At 64.4% G+C, this 17,458-nt stretch carries 16 protein-coding genes; 8 read left to right on the forward strand and 8 right to left on the reverse strand.

The window, feature by feature from the left end; all coding sequences use genetic code 11:
- The 5 genes from EN949_RS13910 to EN949_RS13930 all read right to left on the reverse strand — a co-directional run.
- Positions 1-541 (reverse strand): substrate-binding domain-containing protein (locus EN949_RS13910; protein ID WP_164782495.1); only part of this gene is annotated, 541 nt, incomplete at its 3' end.
- Positions 542-634: 93 nt separating this feature from the next.
- Entirely contained in the window at positions 635-1,528 is an 894-nt protein-coding gene (locus EN949_RS13915; RefSeq protein ID WP_245459374.1) for an SMP-30/gluconolactonase/LRE family protein, read from the reverse strand.
- Positions 1,529-1,720: 192 nt separating this feature from the next.
- Entirely contained in the window at positions 1,721-2,689 is a 969-nt protein-coding gene (locus EN949_RS13920; protein WP_245268590.1) for a YihY/virulence factor BrkB family protein, read from the reverse strand.
- Positions 2,690-2,803: 114 nt separating this feature from the next.
- Positions 2,804-3,526, reverse strand: coding sequence for a response regulator transcription factor (locus EN949_RS13925; RefSeq protein ID WP_027163049.1), 723 nt, complete (start codon positions 3,524-3,526; stop codon positions 2,804-2,806).
- Positions 3,526-4,806 (reverse strand): histidine kinase, encoded by a 1,281-nt coding sequence (locus EN949_RS13930; protein WP_127367020.1) that lies wholly within the window; start codon positions 4,804-4,806, stop codon positions 3,526-3,528. Before EN949_RS13930 ends, EN949_RS13925 begins: the two co-directional genes overlap by 1 nt.
- 325 nt (positions 4,807-5,131) lie before the next feature.
- Here EN949_RS13930 and EN949_RS13935 point away from each other — a divergent pair, with 325 nt between their 5' ends.
- From EN949_RS13935 to EN949_RS13970, 8 genes are all read left to right on the forward strand, one after another.
- On the forward strand, positions 5,132-7,564 hold the full coding sequence (locus EN949_RS13935; RefSeq protein ID WP_127367019.1) for a glucan 1,4-alpha-glucosidase: 2,433 nt from the start codon (positions 5,132-5,134) through the stop codon (positions 7,562-7,564).
- Between the two features lie 34 nt (positions 7,565-7,598).
- Entirely contained in the window at positions 7,599-8,612 is a 1,014-nt protein-coding gene (gene gnd / locus EN949_RS13940) for a phosphogluconate dehydrogenase (NAD(+)-dependent, decarboxylating) (RefSeq protein ID WP_127371228.1), read from the forward strand.
- Positions 8,613-8,634: 22 nt separating this feature from the next.
- Positions 8,635-10,011 carry a glucose-6-phosphate dehydrogenase gene (gene zwf, locus EN949_RS13945; protein WP_127367204.1) on the forward strand — a complete coding sequence of 459 codons (1,377 nt, stop codon included), beginning with the start codon at positions 8,635-8,637 and terminating at the stop codon, positions 10,009-10,011.
- Between the two features lie 13 nt (positions 10,012-10,024).
- Entirely contained in the window at positions 10,025-10,744 is a 720-nt protein-coding gene (locus tag EN949_RS13950) for an ROK family protein (protein ID WP_013528918.1), read from the forward strand.
- Positions 10,745-10,960: 216 nt separating this feature from the next.
- Positions 10,961-11,422, forward strand: coding sequence for a MucR family transcriptional regulator (locus tag EN949_RS13955; RefSeq protein WP_127367205.1), 462 nt, complete (start codon positions 10,961-10,963; stop codon positions 11,420-11,422).
- 224 nt (positions 11,423-11,646) lie between these two features.
- A complete protein-coding gene (locus tag EN949_RS13960; RefSeq protein ID WP_127371227.1) occupies positions 11,647-12,747 on the forward strand; it encodes a pyridoxal phosphate-dependent aminotransferase in 1,101 nt (366 codons plus the stop codon).
- A gap of 162 nt (positions 12,748-12,909) precedes the next feature.
- A complete protein-coding gene (locus tag EN949_RS13965) occupies positions 12,910-14,148 on the forward strand; it encodes an MFS transporter (RefSeq protein WP_013528915.1) in 1,239 nt (412 codons plus the stop codon).
- 51 nt (positions 14,149-14,199) lie between these two features.
- On the forward strand, positions 14,200-14,508 hold the full coding sequence (locus EN949_RS13970) for an NIPSNAP family protein (protein ID WP_013528914.1): 309 nt from the start codon (positions 14,200-14,202) through the stop codon (positions 14,506-14,508).
- A 100-nt stretch (positions 14,509-14,608) separates the two neighbouring features.
- Here the strand turns inward: EN949_RS13970 and EN949_RS13980 are convergent, their stop codons facing one another.
- The 3 genes from EN949_RS13980 to EN949_RS13990 are packed head-to-tail and all read right to left on the reverse strand — an operon-like array spanning position 14,609 to position 17,458.
- Positions 14,609-15,322, reverse strand: coding sequence for a glutamine amidotransferase (locus tag EN949_RS13980; RefSeq protein WP_027163054.1), 714 nt, complete (start codon positions 15,320-15,322; stop codon positions 14,609-14,611).
- 15 nt (positions 15,323-15,337) lie between these two features.
- Positions 15,338-15,817, reverse strand: a complete 480-nt coding sequence (locus tag EN949_RS13985) for a TerB family tellurite resistance protein (RefSeq protein ID WP_013528912.1) — start codon at positions 15,815-15,817, stop codon at positions 15,338-15,340.
- A 36-nt stretch (positions 15,818-15,853) separates the two neighbouring features.
- Positions 15,854-17,458 carry a heme biosynthesis protein HemY gene (locus tag EN949_RS13990; RefSeq protein WP_027163056.1) on the reverse strand — a complete coding sequence of 535 codons (1,605 nt, stop codon included), beginning with the start codon at positions 17,456-17,458 and terminating at the stop codon, positions 15,854-15,856.

Genomic DNA, 17,458 nt, shown 5'->3' on the forward strand with positions numbered 1-17,458 from the left:
GGGCGGCGACGCCTTCGAGGATGCCGGCATGGATGGCATCATCGATCGAGGTGCCGGCAAGGCCGCGGATTTCAAGCAGATTGCCGCCCTTGGGCTGGAACTTGGCCATCTGCTCGACTTCCTGCTTGCCCATGTCCTTGAAGTCGACGACGACGCGGTAGGCGCAAGGCTCGGTCACGGTGCCGTCGAAGGAGACGACGGTGATGCCGGCATCGCAGGCCTGCTTGATGGCGCCGTTGAGCGCATCCGGCGAGGCAGCGTTGATGACGATCGCGTCATAGCCCTGCAGGATCAGGTTCTGCACCTGCGCCGCTTGCGTCGGCACCTCCTTGTCGGCGGTGGTGAAGATGTCGGCCGCGCCGACCACCTTGTCGGCGACTGCCTTTTTGGTGACGATGCCATAGCTGTCGAGCATCGCCTGCCGCCAGGAATTGCCGGCATAATTGTTGGAGAAGGCGATCTTCTTGCCACTGGTGTCGGCCAGCGCCGTGCCCGAAGCGAGCATTGCCGCCAGAGCGCCCAGAACGAACAGTTTCTTCATGTCGTTATCCTCCCAGATGTGTTGACTGCTGCATTCCCACCGGCTTTGACCCCGGCACTCCCAACTCTGATTTGAGCACGGATTGTCGCGAGCTCAAAACAGTCTCAATCCCGGCACGCGCACCCTGAGCCGGTACAGCGACGTCGACGCGGTAATGTAGAGGCTTTGCAAATCGTCGTCGCCGAAGGTGAAATTCGCGCAATCTTCGGGCGTCCGGATGACGCCAAGAATGGTGCCCGACGCGTCGAAAATGTGGATGCCGCCGGGTCCGGTGCAGTAAAGATTGCCGCGGCTGTCGATCTTCATGCCGTCGGGCGCTCCCGGCCCCTCGCCCTCGGTTACTGCCCACACCGCGCCGCCATTGAGGTCGCCATTGGCTTCGACGCCGAACACCCTGATGTGCCCGCGTTCGGTGTCGTTGATGAACAGCCGCGACTCGTCCAGCGAAAAGCACAGCCCGTTCGGCTGCCCGAAATCGTCGGCCAGCAATGTCAGCCGGGCGCCGTCGCCATCGATGCGGTAGACGCCCTGGAACGGCAGCTCCTGCGGGCGTGGCACGCCATAGAACTCCCTCCGGCCATAGCCCGGATCGGTGAAGTAGATCGATCCGCCGGTGGCAACGACGATATCGTTCGGGCTGTTGAGCTGCTTGCCCTGATGATGCGTGGCCAGCACTGTTGCGCTGCCGTTGGGCTCGGCGCGGGTCACGCGGCTTGTTGCGTGCTCGCAGGTGACCAGCCGCCCCTGGCGGTCCAGCGTGTTGCCATTGGCCTTGTGGCTCGGCTCGCGGAACAGCTCGATCTCGCCCTCGGCACTGCGGCGATACATCCGGCTTTCCGGAATGTCGGAGAAGACCAGCCATTTCTCATAGGGATGCCAGACCGGTCCTTCGAGGAAGCCGAAGCCGCTCGCCAGCATTTCGATCGGCGCATCGCCGACGACATCGTCGAAGCCGGACTGACGCGCACGCGCCGGCACCGACATCATCGGCTCCCGGCGCGAACAGCCGTGCTACTCCGCATGGTGACGAATGGCATGAGCGCTTCCCGATACAGTCTTCTTGTTGGGGCAGAGCGTAGGCGCGGTCCCGACGAGCCGATACGGGTCAAAGCGCACGGGCGACTGTGCATTTGCACAGTCGCCCGTGCCTATCGAGCGTAGAATACCGGCGACGTCAGATCAGGGCCGGCGAACACTTCGCAAAAGCGCGGTCAAGGTTGCGCTCGCGCACGCCACCGCCACGAGCACGACAACGCCGGCAGAGTTGGACTCCTGTTGTGTTCGAGCTGAGCCGTGCTGCGCGGGCAGAGGGCTGTGAACCAACCTCTTCAGATCGGACCGGCTGCCGTGCCGAACGGAATAGGCGCGCGTGAACTCGGCGCCGAGGAGGAAAATCTCCGACGAGTAGTAAACCCAGAGCAAAATCACGAGCAGTCCGCCGGCGGCGCCATACGACGACGCAATCGCGCTGGTGCCGATATACCAGCCTATAAGCGATTTTCCCAATGTGAACAGGGCCGCGGTTCCGACAGCGCCGATTGCCACATCGCGCCATTCCAGGGTTCGATCGGGCAAAACCTTGTAAATGGCGGCAAACATCACGGCGATAAGCGCAAACGAAACGACGCCGTTGATCCCGCTGAGTATGATCGTTCCAAACGGCAGATGGGCGTTGATGAAAGCGCCCAGTGCCGAAATCGCAGCGCTTGCGATGAGAGAGACCAGCAACAGGAACCCGAGTGCGGCCACCAACCCCAGACTGGCGGCCCGCGCCCTCACCAGACGCGACAGGGAATTGCCTTGCGGTTCGATCTTCCAGATTGTGTTCAACGACTGCTGCATTTCGCCGAAGACGCCAGACGCGGCCACCAGCAAAGTAACCAGCCCTATGATCGCGGCCCAGGTGCCGTACAGCCTGCCGGATGCACTTTCCAGCGCAGTCTTGAGGAGATCGGCGCTTTCCGGTCCCATCAGCCCTGATATCTGCGCGGACAAGGCCAATTGTGCGGCATCGTGGCCGAAGACGAGACCAGCAATCGCAACCACGATCAGCAAGATCGGCGCCAGCGAGGTGGCGGCATAAAAGGCCATCGCCGCACCATGGCTGAGCGCATTGTCGTCGATGAAACCGACGACGCTTTCGCGCACCAGGTGCCATGAATCTGCAAATGAGGGTCGCACTTCGGATCCGCAGGCGTTGAGTTGGCGTTCACTAGCAATGCGCCGGACCTTCCGATGTTCCGGCTTGTGGCCGCCGCTGTTTCAGTGCTCCGCCAGCCAGGCGTCGAGCCGGTCCTGTTCGCGGCGCAGTGCGTCGATGTTGATCAGGCCGCGCGCCATGGCGAGATAGATCGCCCGCGTCCGCGAGTTGAACACGGAAGCATCGCCGGTGCCGTCCTCCGCCGGCACGATGCCGAGCTTGTCGTAGCAGTGCTTGATGCGGCTCTGCGCACCACGGATCGACAGGCCGCGACGTGCCGCGATCGCCCGGTCGGTCAGGCCGAGCGCGATATCGATCAGGCTTTCATATTCGCCGTCGGTGATGCCCTCGAACTTGTCCTGAACGCGATGCTGGATGCCGCGGATCTCGCGGTCGATGATGCAGTGGCCTTCGCGGAAAACCCCGCGCAGGGCGGACCGCATGCCTTCCTCCGTCGCCGATTTCAGCACATAGCCGTAGACAGAGCCGGGCGGGACGATGCGCGCCACGCCGCGCACATAGGCTTCGTCGGCGAAATTCGACCAGAACAGGATGTGCGTGCCGGCGCGGCGGTTCCAGATCGCCCTGGCAACTTCGATTCCCGTCGCCTTCGGCATCTGCAAATCGAGCACGACATGCAGTGGCTCGCGCTCAGTCGCCAGGTTGATGGCGTCCTCGCCGTCGCTCGCTTCGATCACCTCGACGTCACCGGGCCACAATTGCTCCACCGTCCGCCGCGCGAAGCTACGGTGCAGCCCGTCATTCTCGGCGATCATCACAAGCATCACATGGCCTCCGATACGGCGAGTTCGCCAGGCATTGTTGCAGCCGCCGCCAGTTCCCGTAATGGCTGGCGGTCGATCTCGACGACGACACGGGTGCCGCCGTTCTTGCGGCCGGCCTGGCCGATGCGCAGCCGCGCCCCGATAAGGGCTGCCCGCGTGTGCATATGGCCGATGCCGCCATACGCGGCCGGGTCAACGGCGCCGCAGCCCTGGCCGTCATCCGTCACGATCACCCGCAGCACGCTCGCGGTCGACGCCAGCAGCACGTCGATGCGGTGCGGCGCGGCATGGCGAACGGCATTGTTGATCGCTTCCTGCACGATCCGGTAGAGCGCCGTCCGCACTGGCTCCGACAGGCTGTCGGCGCCGCCGTCGCTGGTGTCGGCGATGCGCACGGCGATCGGCGGCTTGGCCCTGGCGACGCTGCGGTTGAGATGCGCCTCGACCGCATCGCGCAGGCCGAACAGTTCAAGCACGCTCGGCCGCATGTCGTCGACGATGTGGCGCAGTTCCGTCAGGCAGCCGGCGACCTCCTTTTCGAGATCGGCAAGCTGTGCTGCCCGCGCCACGCCCTGGCCGCGAAGGGCCGAGAGCTGGCGCGCGATCCGGGCGAGATCGGCAAGCGTCTGGTCGTGCAGGTCCATGGCCATGCGACGGCGTTCGCGCTCCATGCCTTCGGTCAATTGCGAGGCGCCGACGCGCAGCAGCTCGACGCGGTTTCGCGCCTCGCTCTCGGCCAGCATGGCGCGGCGCGCCTCCTCGGTCTGGATCAGCGCGAAGATGTAGGGCGCGATCAGGTCGGCGCATTGCTGCGCGACCGCGACGTCGGCAAGCGTGTAGCATTCGACCTCGTGCCGGCTGATGTTGAGCGCGCCGATGATGCCGCCGCGCGCCCTGAGCGGCACGACGATGCGGCTGCGCAGCCTGGCGGCGAAGATCGGACCATCGATAGCGGTGGCGAAATGGAACCGCTCGTCGCTCAGCGCGTCGTCGGCGAGCAGATAGGGGACTTCGCCCCACAGCACCGAGCGGATCGGGCTGACTTCGGTCGGCAGCGGATGCTGGGCAAGCTCGCTCCAACTGGTGTGGAAGCCGGCTTCGTAACAGGCGTGCCGGCGCCCATCATGCGACAGCACCGCCAGATCCATGTGGTCGTGCGGGATGAGCGAGCCGATCTCGATGGCTGTCGCGCGGAACGCCGTGCCGGGATCGATATGGCCGGCAAGCGCCCGCGATATCGCCAGCAGCCGGTCGATCAGGACCAGGGACACTTCCGCCATTGCTTTCACGATCCTCCCGTGCCGGGAAATAGTGGACGCATGCCGCCGCCGCTGTCAACGACGGCGCCTTTGGTCATAGGAATTTTTTCTTGACTCGGTGAGCTCAGCTATGGTACATTTTCGTCCATGGTGCTGATTTGCGCCGGTGACCCGCCGCACTGGCGGGTTTTTCGTTTGCTGCTCCGTCAGCGCAGACGAAAGCTCCGAAGAAACCCGTTAGCCCTAGTTCGTTGCCCTGCCGTCGGCCCGACGATCAACTTGCGGTGCAATGATTGTAAAGGGTTCGCGTCCTGGTCTAGGGAGGAGGCCAGGAGACCGAAACAGAATGCCAGTGACGCAAAACGTTGCTCCGGGCGCCCCGGGAATTCCGGCGCGCTGGACGTCAAGCGCCAAGAGCGGCGTCGGAACGTCGCTTTCGCCGGCCGGCCGGATCTGGTTCACGATCAGCCACGGCATCCTCAACGAAATCTACTATTCGCGCGTCGACAGTGCCTGCACCCGCGACCTCGGCCTGATCGTCACCGGCGCCGCCGGCTATTTCTCGGAAGAGAAGCGCGATGCCACGCACAGCATCGAACCGTTCGAGGACGGCGTACCCGCCTACCGGCTGGTCAACACGGCGAACGACGGCGCCTGGCGGATCGAAAAGCGCATCCTCGCCGATCCGGCGCGCCCGGCGCTGCTGCAGGAAATCACCTTCACGGCGCTGAGGGGCGCCGCTGACGATTATCGCGTCTACGCGCTTCTGGCGCCGCATCTGGTCAATGCCGGCATGGGCAACACCGCCTGGGTCGGCGAACACGAGGGAAAGCCCGTGCTGTTCGCCTCGGGGCGCGGCTCCTGCCTGGCGCTGGCCTCGTCGCTGCCCTGGCGGACCGGCTCGGCCGGCTATGTCGGTTTTTCCGACGGTTGGCAGCAACTGCACAACACAGGTGAGCTCGATGCTGCGTACCAGCGGGCCGAGGACGGCAATGTCGCGCTGACCGGCGAGATCGGCTTTTCCGCGGCCAGGACCAAGGCTTTGCTGGCGCTGGGATTTGGCGCGACGCCCGAGGAGGCCGCGGAACATGCTTTCGCCAGCCTGAAGCAGGGTTTTGAACCCGCGGCGAAATCCTACCTCCAGAACTGGCGCAACTGGCAAAAGGGCCTGCTGCCGCTCGACCGGCACGCGGTGCCCGGGATCAACTTCTATCGCGTCTCGACGGCGGTACTGGCGACGCACCGGTCGATCGCCACACCGGGCGCCGCGGTCGCCAGCCTGTCGATCCCGTGGGGCTTCGACAAGGGCGACGACGACCTCGGCGGCTACCATCTGGTCTGGCCGCGCGATCTGGTCGAGACGGCCGGCGGCTTTCTTGCTGCCGGCGACGCCGCCTCGGCGTTGCAAATCCTCGACTATCTCGGCTCCATCCAGCAGCCGGACGGCCACTGGCCGCAGAACGCCTGGCTCGACGGATCGGCCTATTGGCCCGGCATCCAGATGGACGAATGCGCCTTTCCGCTGCTGCTGGCCGAAGCTTTGCACCGCGCCGGCCATTTGCCGCACGCCAGGCTCGCAGTCTTTCTGCCGATGATCGAGCGCGCCGCCGGGTTCGTCGTGCGCAACGGGCCGGTCACCGGCGAGGACCGCTGGGAAGAGGATGCCGGCTACAGCCCGTTCACGCTCGCCGTCGAAATCGCCGCACTGCTTGCCGCAGCCGACCTGCTCGACGCCTGTGGCAAGCCGGACGCGGCGACCTATCTGCGCGAGACATCAGACGTCTGGAACGACCAGGTCGAGCGCTGGACCTACGTCACCGGCACGGCGATCTGCGGTCAAGTCGGCGTCGACGGCTACTATGTCCGCATCGCGCCGCCCGACAGCGCCTCGGCCGGTTCGCCGAAGGACGGCTATGTCCCGATCAAGAACCGGCCGCCCGGCGACACCGACCGGCCGGCCGAGCAAATCGTCAGTCCGGATGCGCTTGCACTTGTCCGCTTCGGTCTGCGGGCGGCCGACGACCCGCGCATGACAGACACGGTCAAGGTCATCGACGCGCAATTGCGCTGCGATCTGCCGCAAGGGCCGCTCTGGTACCGCTACAACGGCGACGGCTATGGCGAGCATGAAGATGGCGCACCTTTCGACGGCACCGGCCAGGGTCGCCCCTGGCCGCTGCTGGCCGGCGAACGCGCCCACTATGAGCTGGCGGCCGGGCGCAGGGAAAAGGCAGCCAGCCTACTGGCAGCACTGGAAGGCTCGGCCGGACCGGGCGGCCTGTTGCCGGAGCAGGTCTGGGACGGCGCCGATATGCCGGAGCGCGAACTGCTGCACGGCCGCCCCTCGGGCAGCGCCATGCCGCTGGTCTGGGCGCATTCGGAGCATATCAAGCTGTTGCGCTCGCTGCGCGACGGCGCGGTCTTCGACATGCCCCCGCAAGGCGTCAAGCGCTATATCGAGGACAAGACCGTATCGCCGTTCAGGACATGGCGGTTCAACAACAAGATCCGCACGGTCCCGGCCGGCAAGACGCTGCGCTTCGAACTGTTGGCCCCGGCTACAGTCCATTGGAGCACCGACAACTGGGCGACCGCCCACGACAGCCAGACGGTAGAAAACGATTTCGGCATCCATCTTGCCGATCTGCCCGTCTCTGGGCTTCCTAAGGGAAGCACGCTGACCTTCACTTTTTTCTGGCCCGGGGCCGGCGATTGGGAGAATGTCGACTTCTCCGTCATCTCAGGCGACCAGGACAGCCAGCAGACCTTCCCTCGATAACCCCGCAAATCTCCTAGAAAACAGGGACGAAACCATGCAGATCGGAATGATGGGACTGGGCCGGATGGGCGCCAACATGGTCCGGCGCCTGATGCGCGACGGCCACGAATGCGTCGTCTACGACATCAACCCGGCCAGCGTCGCGGCCCTGGTGACCGACGGCGCGGCAGGGGCGGCCTCGATGGAAGAATTCATCGGCAAGCTGGCCAAGCCGCGCTGTGTGTGGCTGATGCTGCCGGCGGCGATCACCGGCAGGATCATCGACCAGGTGGCGGCCCTGATGGAGCCCGGCGACATCGTCGTCGACGGCGGCAATTCCTATTATCACGACGCCGTCGATCAGGCCGCGAAACTGGCCGGCAAGGGCATCCATCTTGTCGATGTCGGCACCAGCGGCGGCGTCTGGGGCCTGGAGCGTGGCTACTGCCTGATGATCGGCGGTCCCGACGTGGCGGTGCAGCACCTCGATTCGATCTTCGCCACGCTGGCGCCGGGCGCCGATGCCGGCTCCAATCCGTCCAGGGATGCCGGGACCGCGCCCTTCGGCTATCTGCATTGCGGACCGAGCGGCGCCGGCCACTTCGTCAAGATGGTGCACAACGGCATCGAATATGGCGTCATGGCCGCCTATGCCGAAGGCATGAACATCCTGAAATCGGCCAATGCAGGCAAGCGGCAACGGACGGCGGACGCCGAGACCAGCCCGCTGGAAAACCCGCAATACTACCAGTTCGACATCGACCTCCCCCAGGTGGCCGAGGTCTGGCGGCATGGCAGCGTTATCGGCTCCTGGCTGCTCGACCTGACGGCCGGCGCCTTGAAGAGCGATCCGGGCCTGGTGAATTTCGGCGGCCGCGTTTCGGATTCCGGCGAAGGCCGCTGGACGCTGAAGGCGGCCATCGACACCGGCGTGCCGGCTCCGGTGCTGTCCTCGGCGCTGTTCGACCGCTTCTCCTCGCAGGGCGAATCCGAATTCGCCGACAAGCTGCTCTCCGCCATGCGCTATGCCTTTGGCGGCCATGTCGAGAAGCCGAAGGCCGGCAAGTGAGGACAGCGGGGGAGACACGCGCATGAGCCAGGAACGGTCCGACACGCTGGTGCTCTTCGGGGCAACCGGCGACCTCGCCCACAAGAAGATATTTCCAGCCCTTTACCAGATGGTCGCCAAGGGCACGCTTACCGAACCGGTGATCGGCGTCGCCTTCGACGCCTGGGACCTCAAGCAACTGCAGGCGCGCGCACGTGACGGCATCGTCAATGCGCTCGGCAAGATCGACGAAAAAGCCTTCGCCAAATTTGCCTCGCTGCTGCGCTACGTCAGCGGCGACTACCGTGACGGAGAGACGTTCGAGAAACTGAAGAGCGCGCTCGGCACCGCACAGCGACCGCTGCATTACATGGCGGTGCCGCCGACCATGTTCGAGACCGTCGTCCAGGGGCTGGAGCAGTCGGGCACGGCGCATGGCGCGCGGCTGATGGTGGAAAAGCCCTTCGGTCACGATCTGCAATCGGCGCGCTGGCTGAACCGGGTCCTGCATCTGGTGTTCGACGAGCAGTCGATCTTCCGCATCGACCACTACCTGGGCAAGGAAGCGATCCAGAACCTGCTCTATTTCCGCTTCGCCAATTCCCTCCTCGAGCCGATCTGGAACCGCAATTACGTCGAGAGCGTGCAGATCACCATGGCCGAGGATTTCGGCGTCGAGGGACGTGGCCGCTTCTATGACGATGTCGGCTGCATCAGGGACGTCATCGAGAACCATCTGCTCAACATCCTGTTGCTGCTTGCCATGGAGCCGCCTGTCGGCCGCTCCGCCGACGATCTGATCGACGAGAAGGTGCAGGTGCTGCGCGCGATCAGGACGCTGACAAAAGACGATGTCGTGCGCGGCCAGTTCACCGGCTATCTCACTGAACCCGGCGTCGCGCCGAACTCGCCCGTCGAGACCTTCGCGGCGGTGCGTTTCTTCGTCGACACCTGGCGCTGGCAGGACGTGCCGTTTTTCATCCGCGCCGGCAAGAACATGCCGGTGCATGTCACCGAAGTGGTGGTGCGGCTGAAGCGGCCACCGCTCGATGTCTTCGATCCGATCAAGCCCGCCGACCAGAACTACGTCCGCTTCCGCATCGACCCACAGGTGGTGATCGCCATCGGAGCACAGCGCAAGGCGCCGGGCGACGACATGATCGGCGAGCAGGTCGAACTGACGGCGCTCGACGACTCGAAGGGCGACATGCCGCCCTATGAACGCTTGATAGGCGACGCCATGAACGGCAACGGCCAGCTGTTCACCCGCCAGGACGCCAGCGAACTGGCCTGGCGCATCGTCGGCCCGGTGCTTGGCGACACCACGCCGCCGCACCTCTACGAGCCGCTCACATGGGGACCGGCGGACGTCATGGCCGGGTTCGGGCCACCCAATGGCTGGATCGATCCGGTGAAGTGAGAGGAACCACGCGATGGCCAAGGCAGTGAAGCAACCAGCATCGGGCACCGAGACGCCAGATGCTGAAAAGATCGTGCTCACGATCGACATCGGCGGCTCGCACGTCAAGATCCTCACCAGCGCCGGCGGCGCGGAGCGCCGCGCCGATTCGGGGCCGGGGCTGACGCCGCAACAGATGATCGATACCGTGAAGAAGCTCGCCGAAGGCCTGTCCTACGACGTCGTCTCGATGGGCTATCCCGGTCCGGTCAACCACAACAGGCCGCTCGCCGACCCCGCCAATCTCGGCAAGGGCTGGGCTGGATTCGACTTTGCGGGCGCGTTCGGCAAACCGGTGAAAGTGGTCAATGACGCGCTGATGCAGGCCATCGGCAGCTACGAGGGCGGGCGCATGCTGTTCCTCGGGCTCGGCACCGGGCTCGGTGCGGCGATGATTGCCGACAACGTCGCCCAACCGATGGAACTCGCGCATCTGCCCTACAAGAAGGGCAAGAGCTTCGAGGATTATGTCGGCGAACGCGGCCTGGAAAAGCGCGGCAAGAAGAAATGGCGCAAATACGTCTTCGACGTCGTCGACCGGCTCCGTGCCGCCATGCAGCCTGACTATGTCGTCATTGGCGGCGGCAACGTCGACAAGCTCGATGAATTGCCCGCCGACTCCAGGCGCGGCGACAACACACGCGCCTTCGAAGGCGGGTTTCGTTTGTGGCGCGACAAGGCGCTGATAGTCTGATACTGTTATTGTTTAATATAGTTGTTCAAAATAACGTGTGACCTGCCATCAAGTCGTTGCAATACGCAGATTTGCCGACTAGGAATTCCGCGCTACAACAACGCCAATTCGTCCCGTGGACGCACGAAGGACGCCATAGCATTTTGATTTCGCGCATGATCCTTTCCGGAAGTCGAATCCGATTTTCAGGTCATTCGCTGTAGACGGAGAAATAGAGTGACCGACGATAGCAACAGTGCCCGTAAAGACATCGATCTGCTCGAGCTGACCGCCCACATCGTGTCCGCTTACGTCGAGAAGAACCGCTTGCCTGCCTCCGGCCTGGCCGACCTCATCGCCAGCGTCAGCGCGTCGATAAGCGGGCTCGGCAAGCCTGCGGTCCCGGTGGCTGCCCCGCTGGTCCCGGCGATCAATCCCAAGAAGTCGGTGACGCCCGATTTCATCATCTGCCTCGAAGACGGCAAGAAGTTCAAATCGCTGAAGCGTCACATCGGTGTGCATTTCGGCCTGACGCCGGACGCCTATCGCGCCAAATGGGGCTTGCCGTCGGACTATCCGATGGTCGCCCCCAACTACGCGGCCTCGCGTTCGCTGCTGGCGAAGTCGATCGGCCTCGGCCGCAAGGCCGCCCCCGTCAAGGCGCCCGCCAAGGGCAGGAAGGCCAAGGCCTCGGCCTGAACATTCAGTCCTGAGCCAACAGTTAGGACGACTGGAACAGAAGCCTGCCGGCGAATCCGCCTTGGCAGGCTTCCTATTTTTATGGCTTGGATAGGTGGACGGGTTCCTAGAGCAATTCCAGGAAAAGTGTGAAACGGTTTTCCGTCCGGAATTGCGTAAAAAACAAGGAATTAGAGCGGGTCGCCGTTTCCGTGAAACGGTGAACTGTTCTTGGGGAGTGAGCCATGAACTACACCAGGATGGTGATTGAGAAAGAGGCGCCGGAAGAATACGGCTACGACCGTATCCGCTACAATCTTTCGGAAAGTTCGATCGCCGACCAGAAGCTCTCCGACATCGGCCTGTCGCTGCCCGATCTCACGCTTTTCTATGGCGAGCATCGCGGCGACAAGCAGTTGCGTGCACTGATATCGGCGCAGGATGCCGGCATTTCGCCGGATGATGTGCTGGTCACCGCCGGTGCCGCGGGCGCGCTGTTCATCATCTCGACCTCGCTTTTGTCGGCCAACGACCATCTCGTCGTCATCAGGCCCAACTACGCCACCAACATCGAAACCCCAAGGGCGATCGGCTGCGCCATCAGCTTTGTCGACCTGGCCTTCGAGGAAGGCTTCGCCATCGATGTCGAACGCGTCAAGGCCGCGATTCGGCCGGACACGAAGCTGATCAGCGTTACCTGCCCGCACAACCCGACCGGCACGATGATGAGCCGAGCCGAGCTCGATGCGCTGGTGGCGCTTGCCGAAAGCAGCAACTGCCGTCTGCTGGTCGACGAGACCTATCGCGACCTCTCCTACGGCAGGCGGCTGCCGACGGCTGCCTCACTGAGCCCGAAGGCGATCAGCGTCTCGTCATTGTCCAAGGCCTTCGGCATTCCCGGCATCCGCATCGGCTGGCTGATCACCAGGGATGCGGTGCTTCAGGAAAAATTCCTCGCCGCCAAGGAGCAGATTGGCATCTGCGGCAGCGTCATCGACGAAGGCATTGCCCGCGGCATGCTCGAGCGCCGGGACGCCTTCCTGGCGACACTGCTGCCCGAAATGGCCAAGCGCCGCGACATCGTCCAGGCCTGGATCGACCGCGAACCGCTGGTCGACTGGATCAGGCCCGAAGGCGGTGTCGTCGGCTTCCCGCGCCTCAATGTCGAACCCGGCTTCGACCTCGACCGGTTCTATGCGAACCTGCTGGAGAACCATGGAACCTATGTCGGACCCGGCCACTGGTTCGAGATGGAAAAACGCTTCTTCCGCGTCGGCTTCGGCTGGCCGACGGAAGCCGAATTGCGCGGCGGCCTCGACGCCATCTCCGTCGCGCTGCGGCAGTAACTTCCGCGTGCCGGCGATGGAGCAGGCTGAAAATTCCTTGATCCAGCACTGATTCTGACGCATATCCGCGGCGAACTGAGCTAAAAGTTCCGCCAGCCGGACCAGCGCCCATCGTGGAAGTGCCCCGCCAGCTGACGCCACTGCAATGGGGCCTCTTAAATCATGACCGCCGAACAGATATCACCGGACCAGCGCTATGCCGCGTTCCGCCACCGCTCCTTCCTGAGTTATTGGGCAGCGCGTTTCCTCACCACATTCGCCACCATGATCGTGTCCGTCGCGGTCGGCTGGCAGATGTACGATTTGACCCGCGACCCGCTCGATCTCGGCCTGGTCGGCATCGTCCAGTTCCTGCCGTCGCTGCTTCTGGTGCTGGTCACCGGTGTCGTCGCCGACCGCTTCGGCCGCCGCCTGATCATGGCGCTGGCGGTTGTGGTGGAGGCGATGTGCGCGCTGGCGCTGCTGTTCCTGGCGCTGCGCGGCATCAGCGGGCCGCTGCCGATCTTCTGCGTGCTTGCCATGTTCGGCGTCGCCCGCGCCTTCTTCGGTCCGGCCTCGGCCTCGCTGTTCGCCAATCTGGTGCCGCCTCAGGATTTCGCCAACGCCATCGCCTGGAATTCATCGGCCTGGCAGACGGCGACCATCGTCGGACCCGTCGCCGGCGGCCTGCTCTACGGCGTGTCTCCGGAAGCGGCCTACGGAACCGCCGCTGTCCTGATGCTTGTGTCCGGGCTGCTGATCTTCACCATCCCGAAGCCGTCGCAGCGCACCGAGTCGGACAAGCCGACGATGCAGCACCTGCTCGGCGGGTTCAGCTATATCTGGAGCGAGAAGATCGTGCTCGGCGCCATCTCGCTCGATCTGTTCGCCGTGCTCCTGTCCGGCGCCTCGGCGCTGCTACCGGTCTATGCGCGCGACATCCTCCAGCTCGGCCCGTGGGGCCTCGGCCTGCTGCGCTCGGCGCCCAGCATCGGCGCCATTTGCGTCGCCATCTGGCTGGCCGGGCATCCACTTCGCAACCACGCGGGCATGATCATGCTGGCCGCCGCAGCCTCGTTCGGCGCCTTCACCGTGGTTTTCGGCCTGTCGACCATCACCTGGCTGTCGATCGTGGCATTGGTCTTCCTTGGCGCCACCGATATGTTCAGCGTCTACATCAGGGAGACGCTGATCCAGCTGTGGACGCCCGACGAGGTGCGCGGCCGCGTCAACGCCGTCAACCAGGTCTTTGTCGGCGCCTCCAACGAGGTCGGCGAATTCCGCGCCGGCACGATGGCCGCGCTGATCGGCACGGTGCCGGCCGTGGTGATCGGCGGCATCGGCGCCATCGCCGTCGCGGGCCTGTGGGTGGTGCTGTTCCCGCAACTGCGCAAGGTGCGCCACCTCAACGGGCGCAACTGATCTTCCCACGGTTGACAGCCGACATGCCTAGCCCATGCCACAGGAGCTCTCATGATCACTTGCTACCTGAAATACGTCATCGACCCCTACAAGCTTACCGAGTTCGAAGATTATGGTCGCCGCTGGATAGCTCTGGTCAACCGCCTCGGCGGAAACCATCACGGCTATTTCCTTCCGAGCGAGGGGGCGAGCAACATCGCCTATGCCATGTTCAGCTTCCCGAGCCTTGCCGACTACGAGGACTATCGCAAACGGATGGCTGCCGACCCGGAATGCCAGGACGTGTTCGAAATGGAAAAACGCAATCGCAGCATTCTCAGCTACGAGCGCAGCTTCCTGCGGCCGGTGCTCGAACCTTAATGCATGTCGCCCAAAAGTGGCCCCGGTTTTGGGAGAACGACATGCATGAAGACAAAGACCTAAAGCGGGTCGCCTGAAATCCGTTCAGACGACGGTTCAGCTATCTGCTCGGCTTGCCGAAGACCATCCGCAAAAACTCGTCCAGCCAGCGCTTGAGATGCATGTCCCAGATCAGCCGGCCGCCGAGATGATCGCGGCCGGGCTGGGCACCGGGCAATTCGAAGCGATGCGCGCCGCGTACCACCCAGCGCTGCATCATCACCCTGGTCAGTTCGCCATGGAACTGGATGCCCCAGGCATTGTCGCCATAGCGGAAGGCCTGGTTGGGATAGGTTTCGGCCGTCGCCAGCAGCGTCGCGTCCCTGGGCAGCGAAAAACCCTCGCGGTGGAACTGGTAGACCATCTCCGGCCAGTGCATCAGTTGCTTGCCGGCTTCGGTCGCCTTCAGGGGATACCAGCCAACCTCGACCAGCCCTTCACCATGACCCTCGACCTTGCCGCCGAGACAGTTGACCAGCATCTGCGCGCCGAGACAGATGCCGAGACATGGCCGGTTCTCCCTCAGCGGTATTTCCAGCCAGTTGGTCTCGCGACGAACGAACTCGTCGTCGTCATTGGCGCTCATCGGGCCGCCGAACACCACCGTGCCGGCGTGGTCGTCCAGTGTTTCGGGCAAGGCGTCGCCAAGCGGCGGCCGGCGGATGTCGAGATCGAAACCTTCTTCCAGCAACATGTGGCCGACACGTCCCGGGCTCGAACTCTCCTGATGCAGCACGATCAGGATCTTTGGCTTCGAACTCGTCTGGCGTGGCATGGGAAGGCGAAGATCCTATTCGTCGCTCGATGTTCCGGTGGCGCCGGGCGCGTGCGCCGCCGCCTTGCGGCGCGCCTCGACGCGGTCGTGGCGTTCGACGCCGATCAGCTCGGCGACGCGCCAGACGGTGTTGTCCTCGAGCTCGTGCAACTCGCCGTCGGCATAGACGATTTCCCACATCAGGCCGATGAAAGCCTTGCGCGCATCGGCATCGAGATGGCGCTTCAGGACGCTGGTGAAGGCGTAGAGATCGATCGCCTCATTGTCGGCCCGCTCGCCGGCAGCGGCCAACGCTTCGAGCTCCGCGCCGCTGATCGAATAGCTCTCGGCCAGCACCGCCTTGAACCGCTCCCACTCGACATCCTGGCGCACGCCATCGGCGTTCATCACATGGTAGAGCAGCGCCGAGGCGGCGACACGCGGATCGTCCGTGCTGGCATGCGTGCCGGCACCGGCCGGCAAATCCCTGAGAAACGACAGAACGCGTTCAAACATAGATCCATACCCCAACGGCCTGACGGCCTGCCCAACTCAAAACAACCGAAACCGGCGCGGCGATTTCTCCGCTTCCTCGTCCGGATCGACGCCGGGATCGTCCGGCAGCCGCGCAAGCTCCTCGGCCGGCTCGACGCCTTCGGCATCGCTCGGCACCGCGGCGAAGGCCGCTGCCGTGATCGGCCTGACATGATCTTCTTCGCGACTTTCAGCTTGCTTGCCCGCCGACGTCTCGCCACCGGCGTCGTCGATCACTTCGATCGGCCTTTTTTCGCTCGTCGGCTTTGCCAATGCTTCAATAACCGGTGCCGCACCCGCTGGCGCGTCATCATGGCTGTCGATCAACTGGCCAAGGCGCTCCATCGGCGCGCGCCACTCGAAGGCGTCGAGCCGGCCGGTGATCGGCGATACCGGAGCCCAGCGTTCCGATACCACGCCGTCTGCGACCCAGGCCGGATCGCGCGGCGCCCGCACCGCCCTGGACAGCAGCTGCCGCACTTTGCCCTGATCGCCGGTCTCGGCCTCCTCGATGTCGGCGAGCAGCAGATAGGCGCCCTCGCGACGGTCCATCCGGATCGCCGCCTCGGCCTCGCGGCGGGCGGTCGCGAAATCCTGCGCGTCGAGCGCGGCGCGCGCCACCGTCATCGACGATTCGGCGTGGTTCTTCTTCATCTCCTGCAGCTTCTTCGCCCGGTTGAGGCGGTCGAGCACCGCGTCGCCCGGCCTTGCATGGGTATAGAGCTCGGCGATCTCCGGATGCGGCTCGGCCTTCCACGCCGCCTCGAGTATCTTCGAGCCCTTGCGCACATCGTTCTGCTTGAACAGTGCGGCCGCGGCGGCCACGGCGGCAGGCGCGAAATCGGGCCTGAGCTTGTTCGCCTCGATCGCCGCCGTCCTGGCGGCGGCGGGATCGCTGTCGGCAAGCGCCTGCGCCTTGGCGGTCAGCAGCACGGCGCGGCGGCGGTTGGCGGCATCGCGTTCGATCTGCCGTGTCGCTTTCTGCGCGTCGACCAGTTTCAGGGCGCCGTCCCAGTCGCCGCGCGCGGTCAGCTCTTCCAGCGTCGATTCCGCCGCCCAGGCCAGTTGCGGCGCCACAGCGGCGGCGCGGCCGGCATAATGCCTGGCGGCGTTGCGGTCGCCGAGCCGTTCGGCTTCCAGATAAAGCCCGCGCAAACCCAGCAGCCGCATTTCGGGATCGTCGAGCATGCTCTCGAATTTCTGCCGCGCGCCTTCATGATCGCCTTCGAGCAGCGAGGCCTGCGCTTCGAGCAGGTGGATCAACGGCTCCTGGTCGGAACGGATCAGCTTGGCGGCTTCCTTGGTCTTCTTGCGGGCCAGCGCGCCATCACCGGCGCCGGCGGCAATCATGCCGGTCGACAGCGCCTGATAGCCACGATCGCGGCGGCGGACACGGAAATAGCGCGAGATGGTGTAGGGGCTGTTCCACAGCGACTTGAGCAGCCACCACAGGATCATCACCGCAGCGACCACGGCAACGACAGCCACCGCCGCCACCATCAGGCTGACCTGGTATTGATAGCCGTTGAAAGTGACGACCATGTCGCCCGGCCGGTCGGCCAGCCAGGCAAAGCCCAGCCCGAGCGCGAAAACGACGATGAGGAAGGCGAGCAGGCGGATCAT

It is taken from the genome of Mesorhizobium sp. M7A.F.Ca.US.007.01.2.1 (assembly GCF_003998165.1).
In the GTDB taxonomy this organism is placed as follows: Bacteria; Pseudomonadota; Alphaproteobacteria; order Rhizobiales; family Rhizobiaceae; genus Mesorhizobium; species Mesorhizobium ciceri.